This window comes from Cellulomonas sp. SLBN-39, from assembly GCF_006715865.1.
In the GTDB taxonomy this organism is placed as follows: Bacteria; Actinomycetota; Actinomycetes; order Actinomycetales; family Cellulomonadaceae; genus Cellulomonas.
Genome location: NZ_VFOA01000001.1, coordinates 365589 through 382472, shown reverse-complemented (window position 1 = coordinate 382472; position 16884 = coordinate 365589). Strand labels below are relative to the sequence as shown.

The 16884-nt window shown below is 75.0% G+C and carries 14 protein-coding genes and 1 tRNA gene; 3 read left to right on the top strand and 12 right to left on the bottom strand.

Translation table 11 applies throughout. From position 1 onward, the window contains the following. Nucleotides 1-8: 8 nt before the first annotated feature. The 4 genes from FBY24_RS01715 to FBY24_RS01705 are packed head-to-tail and all read right to left on the bottom strand — an operon-like array spanning nt 9 to nt 4276. Nucleotides 9-1709, bottom strand: coding sequence for a DUF885 domain-containing protein (locus tag FBY24_RS01715; RefSeq protein WP_255432160.1), 1701 nt, complete (start codon nt 1707-1709; stop codon nt 9-11). 59 nt (nt 1710-1768) lie between these two features. Further along, nucleotides 1769-1996, bottom strand: a complete 228-nt coding sequence (locus FBY24_RS18870) for an acyl-CoA carboxylase epsilon subunit (RefSeq protein ID WP_160158401.1) — start codon at nt 1994-1996, stop codon at nt 1769-1771. Beyond that, entirely contained in the window at nt 1993-2622 is a 630-nt protein-coding gene (locus FBY24_RS18865) for a hypothetical protein (RefSeq protein ID WP_160158400.1), read from the bottom strand. The genes FBY24_RS18870 and FBY24_RS18865 overlap by 4 nt, the downstream gene beginning before the upstream one ends. A gap of 34 nt (nt 2623-2656) precedes the next feature. Next, nucleotides 2657-4276, bottom strand: a complete 1620-nt coding sequence (locus FBY24_RS01705; protein WP_142157531.1) for an acyl-CoA carboxylase subunit beta — start codon at nt 4274-4276, stop codon at nt 2657-2659. Nucleotides 4277-4382: 106 nt separating this feature from the next. Here FBY24_RS01705 and FBY24_RS01700 point away from each other — a divergent pair, with 106 nt between their 5' ends. Both FBY24_RS01700 and FBY24_RS01695 read left to right on the top strand, forming a co-directional pair. Beyond that, nucleotides 4383-5294 (top strand): biotin--[acetyl-CoA-carboxylase] ligase, encoded by a 912-nt coding sequence (locus FBY24_RS01700; protein ID WP_142157528.1) that lies wholly within the window; start codon nt 4383-4385, stop codon nt 5292-5294. Between the two features lie 25 nt (nt 5295-5319). Beyond that, nucleotides 5320-6492 carry an adenylate/guanylate cyclase domain-containing protein gene (locus FBY24_RS01695; protein ID WP_142157526.1) on the top strand — a complete coding sequence of 391 codons (1173 nt, stop codon included), beginning with the start codon at nt 5320-5322 and terminating at the stop codon, nt 6490-6492. A gap of 30 nt (nt 6493-6522) precedes the next feature. On the opposite strand, the gene FBY24_RS01690 is transcribed toward FBY24_RS01695, so the two are convergent. Then, the gene (locus tag FBY24_RS01690; RefSeq protein WP_142157524.1) at nt 6523-7290 is read right to left on the bottom strand and encodes an SOS response-associated peptidase; all 768 of its coding nucleotides are present in this window, start codon (nt 7288-7290) and stop codon (nt 6523-6525) included. Between the two features lie 140 nt (nt 7291-7430). Here FBY24_RS01690 and FBY24_RS01685 point away from each other — a divergent pair, with 140 nt between their 5' ends. Next, on the top strand, nt 7431-8738 hold the full coding sequence (locus tag FBY24_RS01685) for a multidrug effflux MFS transporter (protein ID WP_142157522.1): 1308 nt from the start codon (nt 7431-7433) through the stop codon (nt 8736-8738). Between the two features lie 13 nt (nt 8739-8751). Here the strand turns inward: FBY24_RS01685 and FBY24_RS01680 are convergent, their stop codons facing one another. From FBY24_RS01680 to FBY24_RS01650, 7 genes are all read right to left on the bottom strand, one after another. Continuing rightward, nucleotides 8752-9969, bottom strand: coding sequence for a pyridoxal phosphate-dependent aminotransferase (locus FBY24_RS01680; RefSeq protein ID WP_142157520.1), 1218 nt, complete (start codon nt 9967-9969; stop codon nt 8752-8754). Nucleotides 9970-10056: 87 nt separating this feature from the next. Further along, a complete protein-coding gene (locus tag FBY24_RS01675) occupies nt 10057-10185 on the bottom strand; it encodes a molybdopterin oxidoreductase (RefSeq protein ID WP_140459904.1) in 129 nt (42 codons plus the stop codon). Nucleotides 10186-10306: 121 nt separating this feature from the next. After that, a complete protein-coding gene (locus FBY24_RS01670; protein ID WP_142157518.1) occupies nt 10307-10873 on the bottom strand; it encodes a hypothetical protein in 567 nt (188 codons plus the stop codon). A gap of 290 nt (nt 10874-11163) precedes the next feature. Beyond that, nucleotides 11164-13905, bottom strand: coding sequence for a bifunctional acetaldehyde-CoA/alcohol dehydrogenase (gene adhE / locus FBY24_RS01665; protein ID WP_370510959.1), 2742 nt, complete (start codon nt 13903-13905; stop codon nt 11164-11166). Between the two features lie 407 nt (nt 13906-14312). Then, nucleotides 14313-15719 (bottom strand): cellulose binding domain-containing protein, encoded by a 1407-nt coding sequence (locus FBY24_RS01660; protein ID WP_142157516.1) that lies wholly within the window; start codon nt 15717-15719, stop codon nt 14313-14315. Between the two features lie 229 nt (nt 15720-15948). Beyond that, nucleotides 15949-16024, bottom strand: a tRNA-Arg gene (locus FBY24_RS01655). Between the two features lie 100 nt (nt 16025-16124). Then, complete coding sequence (locus FBY24_RS01650) at nt 16125-16775, bottom strand: FadR/GntR family transcriptional regulator (RefSeq protein ID WP_142157514.1); 651 nt, start codon at nt 16773-16775, stop codon at nt 16125-16127. Nucleotides 16776-16884: the final 109 nt, after the last annotated feature.

Genomic DNA, 16884 nt, shown 5'->3' with positions numbered 1-16884 from the left:
CGTCGTCGTCAGACGCCCAGCGCGGAGGGCAGCACCTCGAGCGGCACCGACCCCAGCCGCAGCGCGCGGGCGTGGAAGTCCCGCAGGTCGAACGGCTGCCCGGCCGCAGCCGCCGACGCGGCCGCGGCGTCGCGGGCCTGCTCCCACAGCCGCTGCCCGACCTTGTACGACGGCGCCTGCCCCGGCCAGCCCAGGTACCGCGTGTGCTCGAACCGCACGAACGACTCCGCCATGTTCACGTGCGCCCGCAGGAAGTCCCAGCCGCTCTCCGGCGTCCACGTCCCGCCCCACGCCGCCGGCGCCGGCAGGCCCAGGTGGATGCCGATGTCGAAGACCACACGGGCCGCGCGCAGCGCCTGCCCGTCGAGCATGCCGAGCCGGTCGCCCGGGTCGTCGAGGAACCCGAGGTCGGCCATGAGCCGCTCGGCGTACAGCGCCCAGCCCTCGCCGTGGCCCGACGTCCACGCACCCAGCCGGCGCCACGCGTTCAGCGTGCCGCGCTCGTGCACCGCCTGCGCGATCTGCAGGTGGTGGCCCGGGACGCCCTCGTGGTAGACGGTCGTGCGCTCGCGCCACGTGCTGAACTCCGTCACGTCCGCGGGCACCGACCACCACATGCGGCCCGGGCGGCTGAAGTCGTCCGACGGGCCCGTGTAGTAGATCGCGCCCGAGCTCGACGGGGCGATCCGGCACTCCAGGGTGCGCACGGGCTCGGGGATCGCGAAGTGCGTGCCGTCGAGGGCCGCGACGGCCTCGTCCGACGTCGCCTGCATCCACGCCTGCAGCGCCGCCGTCCCCGTCAGGCGTCGCGCCGGGTCCGCGTCGAGGGCCGCCACGGCGTCGGCGACGCTCGCCCCCGGGCCGGCGATCTGCGCGGCGAGCTCGCGCTGCTCGGCCACGACCCGCTCCAGCTCGGCCAGGCCCCACGCGTACGTCTCGTCGAGGTCGACGCCCGCCCCGAGGAAGTGCCGGGACCACAGCGTGTACCGGTCCCGGCCGACCGCGTCCTCGACCGGTGCCAGCGGCGCCAGCTCCTGCTCGAGGAACCGGGCGAGCTCGCCGTACGCCTCGCGCGCCCCCGCCGCGGCCCGGTCCAGGTCCGTGCGCAGCGCGCCGTCGTCGCCCACCACGCCCGTGCTGCCCGCCACCAGCCGCGTGAACGCGGACGCCTGCGGGTCGGCCAGCTCGCGGGCCTGCTCCGCGACGGCACGCACCTGCCGGACCGCCGCGGTGCGGCCGCGCGCGGCGGACTCGCGCAGCGACGTGACGTAGCCGCCCAGCGACGCCGGCACCGCGCGCAGACGGGCGGCGATGTCGTCCCAGTCCTGCGCCGTGGCCGTCGGCATCAGGTCGAACACCGACGCGACCTGCTGCGACGGGGACGAGATGTTGTTCAGCCGGCGCTCGTCCTCGCCGGCCGCGTGCAGGTCGATCTCCGTGCGCAGCGCGAACCGCATCGCCGCGAGCGTGACCTCGTCGACCTCGTCCGCCGGGCTCAGACCCTCCAGCGCCAGGAGCGTGGAGCGGCGCTGGTCGTCGCGCGCGGCCCAGCCGTCGGGCGAGTGGTCGGGCAGCTCGCGGTCGTGGCCCGGCACGCCGGCGTGGGTGGCCTCGACGGGGTTGAGACGGGCGGCGGCGGCGACGTGGGCGTCGGCGACGGCGTCGACCGGGGTGGCCTGCCGCACGGGGGTGGAGGGGAGGATGGTCACCGGCAGACCCTACTCGGCGCGCACCGGGCCCCCGCCGCCGCGGGCGCCCCGACGTGCCGTCAGGGGTGCAGCGACCAGCGCCACGCGTCCCGGCCACGGGGCAGCGGGGCGGTGCCCCGCAGGCGGCCGGGCGCGACCCAGCGGGCCCGGGCCGAGCGGTCCGGCGGCCCGTCGTCCTCGGCCGGGGTGCGCCCGTGCGAGGCCGCGACCAGGCCCGCGACGAGCGCCGCGAGCTCGACGTCGTCCGGCGCCCCGCGCACGACGTGCACGTGCGGCTGCTCGCTCACTCCTCGTCCTCGTCCTCGTCGTCGTCCTCGCCGTCGAGCATGACCGGGCCGCCCCGGGCCGCGCTCCACTCGCCGACCACGTAGCCCAGCCCGGCGAGGCGCTCGGTGATGGCACCGCCGCCGTCGTCGACCAGGTCGAGCACCGCGTCGAGCGTGAGGTCGGTGACCGTGGCGGGCAGCTCGACGACGAAGCCCAGGTGGAACGTGTCCCGCTCGCCCGGCCCGGCCGGGGCGTGGTCCTCGTCCTCCCGGTCGTCCCACGTCATGCCTGTGAGGTCCGCGTGCAGGCCCAGCCGCGCGTGCAGCAGGTCGTACAGCTGGGCGTTGAGCGCACCGACGCGCTGCTCGATCGCCAGCACCCGCGGGTCCTCGTCGGACTCCGTCGCGGAGAACTCCGCGCGCACCCCGACAGCCGTCTCGACGTACGCGTGCAGCGTCGCGGCCAGCTCGTCGACCGCCGCGTGCAGCTCGCCCGCGTCGACACCGGTCAGCGGGTCGCGCCCGTGCGAGGCGGGGTCGTGCTCGTCGGGGTCGTGCTCGTGCTCGCTCACCGTGCCACCGTCCTCGTCGCGCGGGACCCGCGCGTGCTCGTCCTGGTCCTGCCGGTCGCGCCCGTCGCCGGGCACCCGCCCAGCCTGCCCGACGTCGGGCCGCACCGGGTCACAGCGGGATGTTCCCGTGCTTCTTCGGGGGCAGCGCCGCCCGCTTGGTGCGCAGCAGCCGCAGCGCCCGCACGATCTGCACGCGCGTCTCCGAGGGGGCGATGACCGCGTCCACGTACCCGCGCTCGGCGGCCTCCCACGGGTGCACGATCGCGTCCTCGTACTCCGCGGTCAGGCGCGCGCGCTCGGCCTCGACGTCCCCGCCGGCCTCCGCGACGGCCTTGAGCGCCCCGCGCTGCAGGATGTTCACCGCCCCGCCCGCACCCATCACCGCGATCTGCGCGGTCGGCCACGCCAGGTTCACGTCGGCACCCAGCTGCTTGGAGCCCATGACGATGTACGCGCCGCCGTACGCCTTGCGCGTGATCACCGTGACCAGCGGGACCGTGGCCTCGGCGTACGCGTAGATGAGCTTGGCGCCGCGCCGGATGATGCCGTTCCACTCCTGGTCCGTGCCCGGCAGGAACCCCGGCACGTCGACGAACGTCAGCACCGGGATGCCGAACGCGTCGCACGTGCGCACGAACCGCGCCGCCTTCTCGGCCGCGTTGATGTCGAGCGTGCCCGCCATGTGCGTCGGCTGGTTGGCGACCACGCCCACCGGGTGGCCCTCGACGTGCCCGAACCCGACGACGACGTTCTGCGCGTACAGGGCCTGCACCTCGAGCAGGCTCCCGTCGTCGAGCACCTGCTCCAGCACGGTGTGCATGTCGTACGGCTGGTTGTCCGAGTCCGGCACCAGCGTGTCCAGCACCAGGTCGTCCTCGGTGACCTCCGGCTCCACGTCGTGGTGGTACGACGGCGGCTCGGCCATGTTGTTCGACGGCAGGTACGCCAGCAGCGTGCGCACCCAGTCGATCGCGTCGTCCTCGTCGCTGGCCATGTAGTGCGCGACGCCCGAGCGGGTGCTGTGCGTCGTCGCCCCGCCGAGCTCCTCGAAGCCCACGTCCTCGCCGGTGACCGTGCGGATCACGTCCGGTCCCGTGATGAACATGTTCGACGTGCCGTCGGCCATGACGATGAAGTCCGTCAGCGCGGGGGAGTACACCGCGCCGCCCGCCGACGGGCCGAGGATCAGGCTGATCTGCGGGATCACGCCCGACGCGGCCACGTTGCGCCGGAAGATCTCCGCGAACTGCGTCAGCCCCGCGACACCCTCCTGGATGCGCGCGCCGCCGCCGTCGCTGATGCCCACGAGCGGCACGCCCGTGCGCAGCGCGAGGTCCATGACCTTGGCGATCTTCTGCCCGTGCACCTCGCCCAGGCTGCCGCCGAAGACCGTGAAGTCCTGCGCGTGCACGGCCACCGGCCGGCCGTCGACCGTGCCGTGCCCGACGACGACCCCGTCGCCCGCGACCCGCTTCTTCTCCAGCCCGAAGTTCGTCGAGCGGTGCTGCACGAACGCGTCGATCTCCGTGAACGAGCCCGGGTCGAGCAGCTGGTCGATCCGCTCGCGCGCGGTCTTCTTGCCGCGCGCGTGCTGCTTGGCCGCGGCCACCTCCTCGGCGGCGTCCACGGCGGCCGCGCGGCGTGCGTGCAGGTCCGCCAGCCGTGCGGCGGTCGTGCGCGCGACGGCCTGCGGCGCGGAGGTCGGGGGCACGGGGTCGGTCGGGGTCACCCGACCGAGGCTAGACGGCACCCGCCCCCGGCCGCGTGCACACCCCGGACCGTGTTGCCCGGCCGCGGGTGTGGGCATCCGACAAGCCCCGGGGGATGATGGCCCGATGACGAGCGAGCGAGCGCCCCTCGAGGTCGCGGCGCTGCGGGCGATGCTGCTCGCACCCGCCGGCCCCCTGGCCCGGCTCGACGTGGTCGACGCGACGGCCTCGACCAACGCCGACGTCGTCGCCGCCCTGCGCGCCGACCCCGCGTCGTGGCCGCACGGGTCCGTGCTGGTCGCCGAGCACCAGACCGCCGGTCGCGGACGCGTCGGCCGCGGCTGGAGCACCCCGCCGCGGGCCGCGCTGACCTGCACGTTCGTCGCCCGCCCCCGCTCCGCCCCCGCCACCTTCGGCTGGCTCCCGCTGCTCGCCGGGCTCGGGGCCGTCCGGGCCCTGCGCGCCACCGTCGGCGTGCCCGCCGTGCTCAAGTGGCCCAACGACGTCCTCGTCGACCTCGGCCCCGGGGTCGACGACCTGCCCGGCTGGGGCACCGCGCGCAAGGTCGCCGGGATCCTCGCCGAGGCCGTCGACGCCGACGGTCCCGCCGTGGCCGTCGGGATCGGCGTCAACGTCGACCAGCGCGCCGACGAGCTGCCCGTGCCGACCGCCACGTCGCTCGCGCTCGCGGGCGCCCACGACGTCGACCGGACCACCGTGCTCGTCGCCCTGGTCTCCGCGCTCGACGACGTCGCGCGCCGCTGGGCCCAGGCGGAGGGCGACGCCGTCGGCTCGGGCCTCGCCGACGACGTCGCGGCCGTGTGCGCGACGCTCGGCCGCGAGGTCGCCGTCGAGCTGCCGGACGGGTCCACGCTGACGGGGACGGCCCGCGGGCTGGCCGACGACGGCGCCCTCGAGGTCGAGGTCGACGGCACCGTGCGCACCGTGCACGCCGGCGACGTCCGCCACGTCCGCTCCGGCCCGCCCGCGGGCGCGGGTGCGCCCTCCCGCGACGAGCAGCAGGTCCCGGGTGCCTGACGGGGACGTGGACTACCCTGCCGCCGTGCCTGGAAGCGACGACGAGCCCCTCGGCAGGCCCGGGACCGGCGCCGCCGACACGTCCGGAGCCCCCGCGTCCGGCACGCAGGACGACCTCGACACGGCGCTGCTCGGCGGCCCGCGCACGCTCACGGCGCGCGACGTCGCCGCCCGCCACGGCGTCGAGGTCGACCGGGTCCTGCTGTACTGGCGCACCCTCGGGCTGCCTGCCGTGGACCCCGACGTCCGCAACTTCACCGAGGCCGACGCGCACGCGTTCGCGCGGTCCGTGGACCTCTCGCGCGAGCACGGCCTCGACCTGGGCACGGTCGTCAGCCTGACCCGCGCGCTCGGGCACACCTCCGACCGGCTCGCGCTGTGGCAGGTCGAGGCCCTCGTCGAGGACATGGCCGTGCGCTACGAGCTCGACGACACCACCGCCCGGCTCCTCGTCCTCGACCGGCTCGAGGAGCTCGCCCCCGTGCTCGAGGCCCAGCTCGTGCACTCCTGGCGCCGTCAGCTCGCGTCGATCGCCGCCCGCTACGGCGCCGAGTTCGGCGACGTGCGCGGCACCGCCACCGACCCCGCGCGGCTGCCGCTGGCCCGCGCCGTCGGGTTCGCCGACATGGTCTCCTTCACGCGCCGCACCGCGGGCCTCGGGTCCACCGACCTGTCGGACTTCGTGCAGCGCTTCGAGGCCGCGGCGCGCGACGTCGTCGCCGGGCTCGGCGGGCGCGTCGTGAAGACCATCGGCGACGCCGTGCTGTTCATCGCCGACGACGCCGCGACCGGTGCGCTCATCGCCGTGGGCCTGGCCGACGCGTTCGGCGGGTCCATCGACCTCGAGGCCGAGAGCGCACCCGGCGGCCTCGTGGAGGGCGCCCGCGGGGTCACCCCGGTGCGCGTCGGGCTGGTGTGGGGGCGCGTGCTGTCCCGCTTCGGCGACGTGTTCGGCCCCAGCGTCAACGTCGCCGCGCGCCTGACGGACACCGCCGAGCCGAGCTCGGTGCTGACGGACCCCGCGACGGCGCAGGTGCTCGCCCACGACCCGCGCTTCACGCTGACCGCGCAGGGCGAGCGCGACCTCGCCGGCGTCGGACGCCTGGAGCCCTACCGCCTCGAGCGCGCCCCCGGCGTGCCCCACGAGCTCGAGGGCCTGACCTGGTCCCTGCGCCCCCCGCTGGCCGGCGGCCGCTGAGACGGCCGTCGGTCCTGAGCGGCGGGGACGTCAGGCGTCGGGGCCGCCGTACGCCCAGGGAGCGGGCTCGACCGGGTCGAGCAGCTCGGGGCCGTCGTTCGCGACCGCATTGACCCGCGTCGAGACGGGCGTGGCCACCAGCGCGGGGGGCGGGACGTCGAGGATCGCCCGGGCCGCGTCCGCACCGGTCGCCGGGTCGAGCCACGCGTCGTGCACGTCGTGCGGCAGCAGCACCGGACGGCGGTCGTGGATCGCGGCGAGCGGCCCCGTCGACGCGCGGGTCACGACCGTCGCCGAGACCAGCCAGCGCGCCGGGTCGTCGTCATCCTTGGAGGGGTCGCGCCAGAACTCGTAGAGCCCGGCGAGCGCCGCGACCGAGCCGTCCGCGGGCGTGAGGAAGAACGGCTGCTTCGGCGTGCGGCCCTTCGCGCCCGTCGCCGGCGGGGGAGCGGCCTGCCACTCGTAGTAGCCGTCCGCCGGCAGCAGGGCCCGTCGCGTCGCCAGCGGCCGGGCGAACGCCGACTTCTGCGCCAGCGTCTCGACGCGGGCGTTGATCATCCGGGCCCCCACCGACGGGTCCTTCGCCCACGACGGCACGAGGCCCCAGCGGGCCACGCGCAGCTGGCGCGTGATCTCGCCCGTCGCCTGGTCGGCGCGCTCGACGACGATCCGCACGCCGTCGGTCGGTGCCACGTTCCACGACGGCGGCAGCAGCCGCACGTCGTCCGCGACCACGGCGACGGCGAACTCGTCGGCGAGGGCCTGGTCCTCCCGGAACGACGCGTAGCGACCGCACATGCCGCCACGCTCTCACGGGGCACCGACGCGGTGCCCCGGGTCGCGGTGGAGGTCCGCGGGGCAGGGCGCGGCGCGACCGTGACCGGCGGCACGTCGAATCGATTCGCGGGGCGGTCGGACGCGGTGCGACGATGGCGGGGATGACGAGCGCACCACCCCCCTCAGCACGCCCCGACCCGACGGCCGTCGACCCGGCCGCCGCCTCCGTGACGCCCCCCGCGACCGCCGCGGACGCACCCCGCGCCACCTACCGCCCCGACGCCCGGTACGTGCTCCTGCTCGGCACGATGGCGGCCCTGCCCGCGGTGTCCACCGACATCTACCTGCCGTCGCTGCCCGAGGTCGCCGCGGACCTCGGCACCTCGGCGACCGCCGCCCAGCTCACCATGACGGGCATGCTCGTCGGCGGCGCCGTCGGCCAGCTCGTCGTCGGCCCGCTGTCCGACCGGTTCGGCCGCCGCCGGCCCGTGCTCGTGGGCGTGGCCCTGCACGTCGTCACGTCGCTGCTGTGCGCGCTGGTCGGGGCGATCGGCCCGCTGATCGCGCTGCGCGTGGCCCAGGGCTTCTTCAACGCGTCCGCCACGGTCGTGGCCATGGCGCTGATCCGCGACCGGTTCGTGGGCTCCGACGCGTCCCGTCTCATGTCGCGCCTCATGCTCGTCATCGGCGTCGCACCCCTGTTCGCCCCGTCCCTCGGCGGGCTCATCGCCGGGCAGGCCGGCTGGCGGGCCGTCTTCGTCGCCCTCGCCGTCTTCGGCGTCGCCCTGTGGGTGCTCGTGCTGGTCAAGATGCCCGAGACGTTGCCGCCCGAGCGCCGCCGCCCCGGCGGGGTGCGGACCGCGCTCGCGGGGTACGCGGCGCTGCTGCGCGACCGGCACTTCGTCGCGCTGGCCGTCATGCCCGGCCTGGCGATGGCCGTCCTCATGAGCTACGTGGTCGCCTCGCCCTTCGTGCTGCGCCAGGGCTACGGCCTCAGCGAGCAGGAGTTCGCGGTCGTCTTCGCGGTCAACGGCGTCGGGCTCGTGCTCGGGGCGCAGGTCAACGCCGCGCTCGTGCGACGGGTCGCGCCCATCCGGATCCTGCGGGTCGCGCAGGTGGTCACCGTCGTGCTCACCGGGGTGCTGCTGGTCGTCGCCCTCACGGGGGCCGGCGGCATGTGGGGGCTGCTCGTGGTCCTGTGGCTCGTGCTCACCCTGGTCAACCTCGCGCCGCCGAACGCGTCCGCGGTCGCGCTGAGCCGTCACGGCGCCGTCGCCGGCACGGCCGCGGCCTTCATCGGCTCCCTGCAGGCCGGGGTCGCCGGCGTCGTCAGCCCCGTCTCGGGGCTGCTCGGCGGCGACGCGGTCGCGATGGCCGTGGTGATGTTCGCCGCCGCCGTCGTCGGTCTGCTCGTGCTCGCCCTGGCCACGCCGGCGTTCCGCCGCGGGGGTGCCTGGACCCGGCTCTGACGGGAGCCGTCCGTCACCGGGGGCGCAGCGCCGCGAGCCGCTCGACCGCCTGCTCCAGCACGTCCTGGCGCTTGACGAACGTGAACCGCACGAAGGGCCGCAGCGCCCGGCCGGCGTCCGACCCGTCGTGCGTGAACGCGGAGACGGGGACCCCCACGACGCCCGCGCGCGCCGGGAGCTCGCGCGTGAACGCGACCCCGTCGTCGAACCCCAGCGGGCGCGGGTCGGCCAGCACGAAGTACGTGCCGTCCGGGCGCACGACGTCGAAGCCCGCGGCCGTCAGGCCCGCGCACAGCAGGTCCCGCCGCGCGGCCAGCGACGCGACGAGCCCGTCGACCCACGCGAGGGCCGCGGGGTCGGTCAGCGCACCCGCCACGGCGGGCTGGAACGGGGCGCCCGAGACGTACGTGAGGAACTGCTTCACCGTGCGCACCGCGGTGACCAGCGCCTCGGGCCCGGTGACCCAGCCGATCTTCCAGCCCGTGAACGAGAACGTCTTGCCGCTCGACGAGACGGTCAGCGTCCGCCCGGCCATGCCCGGCAGCGTGGCGATCGGCACGTGCGGCACCCCGTAGACCAGGTGCTCGTAGACCTCGTCGGTGACCACGAGCAGGTCGTGCGCGACCGCGACCCGGGCGACGGCGGCGAGCTCGTCCGCGTCCAGCACCGCACCGGTCGGGTTGTGCGGGGAGTTCAGCAGGAGCATGCGCGTCGCCGGTGTCACGGCGCGCTCCAGGGCCTCGACGTCGAGGCGGAAGCCGTCCGGGGTCGCACGCAGGGGCGCCGTCGTGTGACGGGCGCCGGCCAGGGCGACGACGGCGGCGTACGAGTCGTAGAACGGCTCAAGCGTGAGAACCTCGTCGCTGGGTCCGACGAGCGCGAGGACGGCCGCCGCCAGGGCCTCCGTCGCCCCGGTCGTGACCAGGACCTCGCGGTCCGGGTCGACCCGCAGGCCGTACCGCGCCTCCTGGTGCGCGGCGACGGCCTCGCGCAGCGCGGGCGTCCCGGGACCGGGCGGGTACTGGTTGACGCCGGCGAGGATCGCGTCGGCCGCGGCGCGCGCGACGGCCGGCGGGCCGTCCACGTCGGGGAAGCCCTGCCCGAGGTTCAGCGCACCGGTGCGGGCGGCGAGCGCCGACATCTCGGCGAAGACCGTGGCGCGCACGGCCCCGTCGGCGTCCAGGAGGCCGGACGCGGCCGCGACCTGCTGCCACCGGGGCGGGGTGCTCACGGGCCGAGGATACGCAGGACCCGGACCGGCGGGGAGGGCGGGTGCCCGACGGCAGACCAGGGGGGTTGTCTGCCGTCGGGACCCGGTTCAGTGCGCGACGCCTGCGGCGGCGAGCAGTCCGCTGACCACGAGGAGCACGAGCGACGACCACGCCGCGACGACCCACCACTCGGCGTGGTGTCGTCGCAGCTCGCGCGTCGGCTCTCGGGAGGTCATACCCCGAAGATCGGCAGCTCCGGCGCCGAACGCACCGACGCGGCGGGGTGGACGTCCAAGTTCACCCGGACGCCCGACCCTGCCCGGGTGCGCCCGGGTCGGGGCGGGCCCGGGCAGGCGGTCAGCCCTGGGCGGCCTGCTCCAGGTCGGCCCCGAGGCCCGCGAGCTCCTCGCCGAGCGACGTCAGCGCGCCCCCGGCCTCCGAGCCGGCGGCGGCCTGCGCGGACTCCAGCTCGGCCTCGGCGTCCGCGACCTTCTGCTGCGCCTCGGCGATCGCCTCCTGCGACGCCGCGGCGCCCTGGTCACGGACCTGCTCGAGCGCCGCGGTCGCCTCGTCGACGGCCTGCTCGGACGAGGTGAGGGCCTCGTCGACCTGCGCGCGGGCGTCCGCGTCGAGCGACTCGAGCTGGGCGCGGGCGTCGGCCACGAGGTCGCCGGCGGCCTGGGCGCGGGCGTCGGCGTCGGCGAGCGCGCCCTGGATCGCGTCGCCGGCCTCCGTGAGCTCGTCGGCGGCGCCCTGCGCGGCGGAGGCGACCTCGTCGGCGGCCTGCTGCACGTCGCCGTCGGTGCACGCGGTCAGGCCGACGAGCAGGGCGGCCGTCGCGGCGGCGGCACCGAGGGTGCGTGCGGGGCGGGTGCGGGCGGCGCGGGAACGGGGGTGCGTCACGGGTGCTGCGGTGGCGGCCACGAGGTCCTCCTGGTCGTCGCCCCGTCGTGCGGGGACGGGTGCGCGCCGGTCGGCGCGTCGGGCGCCCAGTCTGCCGTGCGCTCGTCCAGGTCGCCCGAGCGGCTCATCGAGCTCTCATCTGCCCAGGTCGCAGGGGTGGGACGCACGTCGCCCCCGCCCGGTCCAGGACCGGGCGGGGGCGAGACGGGCGACGCCCCCGCCCGGTGGCGGGCCGGGCGGGGGCGTCGTCTGCGAGCAGGACGGCTTCCAGCGCTCCGTGGGGCGGAGCCGGGCGACCGTCGGGGAGTCGGTCAGCCCTCCGTCTGCTCGCGGCGGCCCCGGACGTCCTCCAGCGACGTTCCGTAGTAGGCCGCGGTCATGAGGTCCTTCATGTCGGCGATCATCGGCATGCGCGGGTTCGCCGGTGCGCACTGGTCCTCGTAGGCGCCCATGGCGACCTCGTCGAGGCGCGCCATGAACTCCTGCTCGGCGACGCCCTGCGCCTGGAAGGACGACGGGATGCCGACCTTCGCCCGCAGCGACTCCACGGCCTGCGCGTAGGACTCGACGCCCTCGGCGGGGGTGGCCGCCGGCAGGCCGAGCATCTGCGCGATCTGCTGGAACCGCTCGGGAGCCACGTAGGACTCGTACTTCGGCCAGCTCGTGAGCTTGGTCGGGACGGTGCCGTTGTAGCGGATCACGTGCGGGAGCAGGGTGGCGTTCGTGCGGCCGTGCACCAGGTGGTACGTGGAGCCGATGACGTGCGCCATCGCGTGCACGATGCCCAGGAACGCGTTCCCGAAGGCCATGCCGGCGATCGTTCCCGCGTTGTGCATCTTCTCGCGGGCGTCCTTGGTCGCCGGGTCCGTGGGCTCGCCGTTCACCGACTGCGACAGGTTGTCGAAGATCAGGCGGATGGCCTGCAGCGCCATGCCGTCGGTGAAGTCGTTGGCGTAGACCGACACGAACGCCTCGGTGGCGTGCGTCAGGGCGTCGAAGCCCGAGTCGGCGGCCAGCGACCGCGGCATCTTGGACGTCAGGACCGGGTCGATGATCGCGACGGTCGGGGTCAGCGCGTAGTCCGCCAGCGGGTACTTCTTGCCCGCGTCGGGGTCCGAGATGACCGCGAACGGCGTGACCTCGGCGCCGGTGCCCGAGGTGGTCGGGATGCACACGAGCTTGGCCAGGTCGCCCAGCGTCGGGAACTTGAACGCACGCTTGCGCACGTCGAAGAACTTCTGCTTGAGGTCCGAGAAGACGATCTCGGGGTGCTCGTACAGCAGCCACATGACCTTCGCGGCGTCCATCGGCGAGCCGCCGCCGAGCGCGATGATCGTGTCGGGGCGGAAGTGGCGCATCTGCGCGGCACCGGCCTGGACGGTCTTGACCGAGGGCTCGGGCTCGACCTGGTCGATGATCTGCAGCGCGACGCGGTTGCCGCGGCGGTTGAGCACGTCGATGACCTTGTCGACGAAGCCGAGGGTGGTCATCGTGGCGTCGGTGACGATCGTGACCCGCTCGACGTCGGGCATGTCCGCGAGGTAGCGGATCGCGTTCGGCTCGAAGTACGTCTTGGCGGGGACCTTGAACCACTGCAAGTTGTTGTTCCTCCGGCCCACGCGCTTGATGTTGACGAGGTTGATCGCCGAGACGTTGTTCGACACGGAGTTGTGGCCGTAGGAGCCGCAGCCCAGCGTCAGCGACGGGATGAACGCGTTGTAGATGTCGCCGATGCCGCCGAGCGACGAGGGCGCGTTGCAGATCACGCGGATCGCCTTGACGCGCTTGCCGTACTCGACGGTCAGCGCCTCGTCCTGCGTGTGGATGGCGGCCGAGTGGCCCAGGCCGTCGAACTCCACCATCTGCTCGGCCAGGGACATGCCCTCCTCGGTCGAGGTGGCGCGCAGCACCGCCAGGACGGGGCAGAGCTTCTCGCGGGTCAGCGGCTCGGACGGGCCGACCTCGGAGACCTCGGCGAGGATGATCGAGGTGTCCGCGGGGACCGTGAAGCCGGCCTGCTGGGCGATCCACACCGGCGACTTGCCGACGACGGCGGGGTTGAGCTTGGCACCGGCGCAGTTCTCGCCGCCGGCCTCGACGCCGAAGATGAACTGCTCGAGCTGGGCCTTCTCCGCGGGGGTGGTGCGGTAGGCGTGCAGCTTGGTGAACTCGGCCATCGCGGCGTCGTAGATCTCGGTGTCGAGGATCGCGGCCTGCTCCGAGGCGCAGATGACGCCGTTGTCGAAGGCCTTCGACAGGACGATGTCGTTGATCGCCCGGGCGAGCTTGGCGGTCTTCTCGACGTACGCCGGGACGTTGCCCGCACCGACGCCGAGCGCCGGCTTCCCGCAGGAGTACGCGGCCTTGACCATCGCGTTGCCGCCGGTGGCGAGGATGGTCGCGACGCCGGGGTGGTTCATGAGGGCGCTCGTGGCGGCCAGCGACGGGGCCTCGACCCACTGCACGCAGTGCTCGGGCGCACCGGCCGCCACGGCCGCGTCGCGGACCACGCGGGCCGCGGCGATCGACGACTGCTGCGCGCTCGGGTGGAACGCGAAGATGATCGGGTTGCGCGTCTTGAGCGAGATGAGCGACTTGAAGATCGCGGTCGACGTCGGGTTGGTCACCGGGGTGATGCCCGCGATGACGCCGACGGGCTCGGCGATCTCGGTGATGCCGTTGATCTCGTCGACGTTGACCACGCCCACGGTCTTGAGGTTCGCCATCGAGTTCGTCACGTGCTCGCACGCGAAGATGTTCTTGACGGCCTTGTCCTCGAAGACGCCGCGGCCGGTCTCCTCGACCGCGAGCTTGGCGAGCTGACCGTGCTGGTCGAGGGCGGCAACCGCACCCTTCTTGACGAAGCGGTCGACGTCGTCCTGCGTCATCTTCTCGAACTCGGCGAGCGCCTTGGTGGCGTTGGCGACGAGCTGGTCGATGGCGGCCGCGACGGCGTCGGGCTCTGCCACGCCCAGCGCGGTGCCGGCGGGAGCCTCCTGCGCGGCAGGTGCCGCCTTCGCGCGGGGGCTCTTCTTGCTGGTGGTCTCGGTCACGAGGACTCCCCTGGTAGCGGTGGTGGGGGGCGGACGCTGGAGTCGTCCGTCGCTGGTACCGACGCTAGGAACAGGGGGTCCCAGAAACGTGGGATGAAAGTCCTGAGGGCTGTGACGGGGGTCTCCCGGCGCCCCCCGCGGGGCCCGCAGCGGGACGTCCGTCCTACTCCACCGTCCCCGGCCCCCCGCCCCGCGTCGCCCCCGGGGCCTTCCCCGCCGACCCCGTCATCGGCGACGCGACCGCGCGGGGCGCCGGCACCGATGACGGGCTCGGCGCGCGAGGGTCGCCAGGCATGACGGGGTCGGGCGGGGCAGGGGGCAGGGGGGCAAGGGGCAGGGGGGACGGCGACGGGCCGCCCTGCGCGAGGTGCGCGGGGCGGCCCGTCGGGTGGTCCGGCCGGGTCAGGTCACAGGCCGTAGCGGGGCTTGAGGTGGCGCCACCAGTCGCGCAGCATCCAGCCGTCGAACTCCGTGATCGACGCCGACGACCCGGCGCGCATGACGAACTTCGAGACCCCCGTCGGCGTCCAGTCGTAGAAGTCGTCCAGCCCGAACGTGTGACCCATCTCGTGCTGCAGGATCGTGATCGACGGGCTGTCGATCGCCCCGAGGAAGTACTCGGTGCCCATCCGCTGGCCCCAGTCGCCGCCGGCGCCGCCGCCGAACCCGTCGGTCAGCCACAGCGACTGGTCGTAGTGCAGCTCCTCGCCGCCCGGGTACCGGCCGTCCTGGTGGAAGAACCGCCCGAGGTCCTCGGGGCACTGCGGGGCGTCCTCACGGATGTCGCCCACGTACACCGGCATCGCCGCGTCGTCCCACTGCAGCAGCGACCGGTCGCGCACCGCCCAGCCGACGACCTTGACGTCGACCTCGCGGTACGGCCAGCTGTTCCACGTCGAGCCGTCGGCGTTCAGGAGGTGGTCGAACCAGGCCTGGTACTGCTCGGCGTAGACCCGCTCGATCTTGTCGCGCAGCGCCGCGCTCACCGGCTTCGTCGAGTCCCAGCGGACGCAGACGTTGAGGTAGCCGCCGTTGGCGATCACCTGGTCCCAGCCGTAGTTCCTGAAGGCGTAGAGGTTGCCGTTGTTGTAGGTCTGCTCCTGGTGGGCCCAGACCTCGGCGAGCGCGGGCGCCAACGAGGCCGGCGGGTTCCACACGGCCGGTGCCGGGGTCGCGCTCGGCGTGGGGGTGGGCGTCGGCGTGCGCGTCGGCGTCGGCGTGGGGGTCGGCGCAGCGGTCCGCGTGGGTGTCGGCGTCGGTGTCGCGGTCCGGGTGGGGGTGGGTGTCGGCGTGGGGGTCGCCGTGCGCGTGGGCGTGGCGGACGGCGTGGGCGTGGCGGACGCCGTGGGCGTCGCGGTCGGCGACGACGCGCCGGGCAGCGTGCACGCCACCCCGTTGACCCGCACGGCGCTCGGCACCGGGGTGCGGCCCGTGTGCGTCGCGTTGAACCCGACCGTCCAGGTCTCGCCCCGCGCGAGCGTCCGCTTCCAGGCGGGGTTGCGCGCGGTGACCGTGGTGCCGGTCGTGGTGGTGTCGGCGTGCCAGCCCTGCAGCAGGTACTCACCGGCCGCGAAGTCCCAGCTCACCTCCCACCCGTCGACGGGGGCGTCCACCGTGAACGCGAGGTTGCCCGTGAAGCCGGAGCCCCACGACGCGGCGACGGTGTAGGTGGCCGTGCACCCGGCGGCCTGGGCGGGCCCGGCCGGGGACGCGACGAGCGCGCCGGCGAGCAGCGCGACGGCGGCGGCACCGGCGGCGAGGCGCGCGGTGCGGGCCCGGCGTGGTCGGTGGGTGGCAGGGGTGGGGGAGGGCATGGCGCTCCTGACGACGTGCGGCAGCGGACGTGCGTCCCGGGACGGTCGGGCGCGCTGGGCACGCTAGCCACCCGGCGGGGGGTGTGGGGCCTGGATGAAACGATTCTCACGGGCGGCCGGACCGGCTGCCGCCGCCCGCTGCGGCGTCCGCGACCGGTCGTGGACCGTCGACGCGGCGGGAACGACGACGGCCCGGTCCCCTGAGGGACCGGGCCGTGGGCCGTTCGACTGGTGCGCCCGAAAGGATTCGAACCTTCGACCTTCTGCTCCGGAGGCAGACGCTCTATCCGCTGAGCTACGGGCGCGCGGGCGTCCCGGGGGACGCGATGCCCGAGACTACCAGCCCGCGGGCGGGTGACGCCTCGGCCCACGGACGCGCGGTGCGTCGTGGCGCGGCGCCGGTCCTCAGTCGTCGAGGAGCGCCGACAGGTACAGGCTCGTCTCCTCCGCCGCGCGCCGGGCGTCGCCCGAGACGATCGCGTCGACGAGCCCGTCGTGCTGGTCGTGCGCGTGCACGTCCGTGACGAAGTTGAAGCGGATGTTCTCCCCGATCGCGTCGAGCAGGTTCTCGTACATCGACGCCAGCACAGGGTTGGCGGCCGTCCGCACGACGGCCCGGTGCAGGGTCAGGTCGGTGCTGACCATGGCGTCCAGGTCGTTGCGGCGGTACGCCTCGGCGCGGGCGTCGCGGTGCGCGAGCAGCTCGGCGACGTCGGTCGACGTGCGCCGCCGCGCGGCGAGCCGGGCGGCCTCCATCTCCAGGGCCCGGCGCACCTCGACGACGTCGCGCTGGCGGGCGTCGGCGATCTGCCGACCCATGGACACGGCCATCTCGGACGCGGACAGCACGTACGTGCCCGAGCCCTGGCGGCGCTCCAGCAGCCCGGCGTGCACGAGCGACTGCACGGCCTCGCGGACGGTGTTGCGGCCGACGCCCAGCAGCTCGACCAGCGCGGGCTCGGGCGGGATGCGCGAGCCGACGGGCCACTCCCCGGACGAGATGCGCGCGCGCAGCGCCTCGACGGCGACGTCGATCAGGCCGGTACGTCTCGCCATCGGGTGCGGTCCTCCTGGACGTGCTGCGGGGGTGGGCGGGCGGGGCGCGGGCCCGTGGCCGGCGTCGTCGCCCGCCGCGCGGTGCGCGTCCGGTGCAGTCAACACGTAC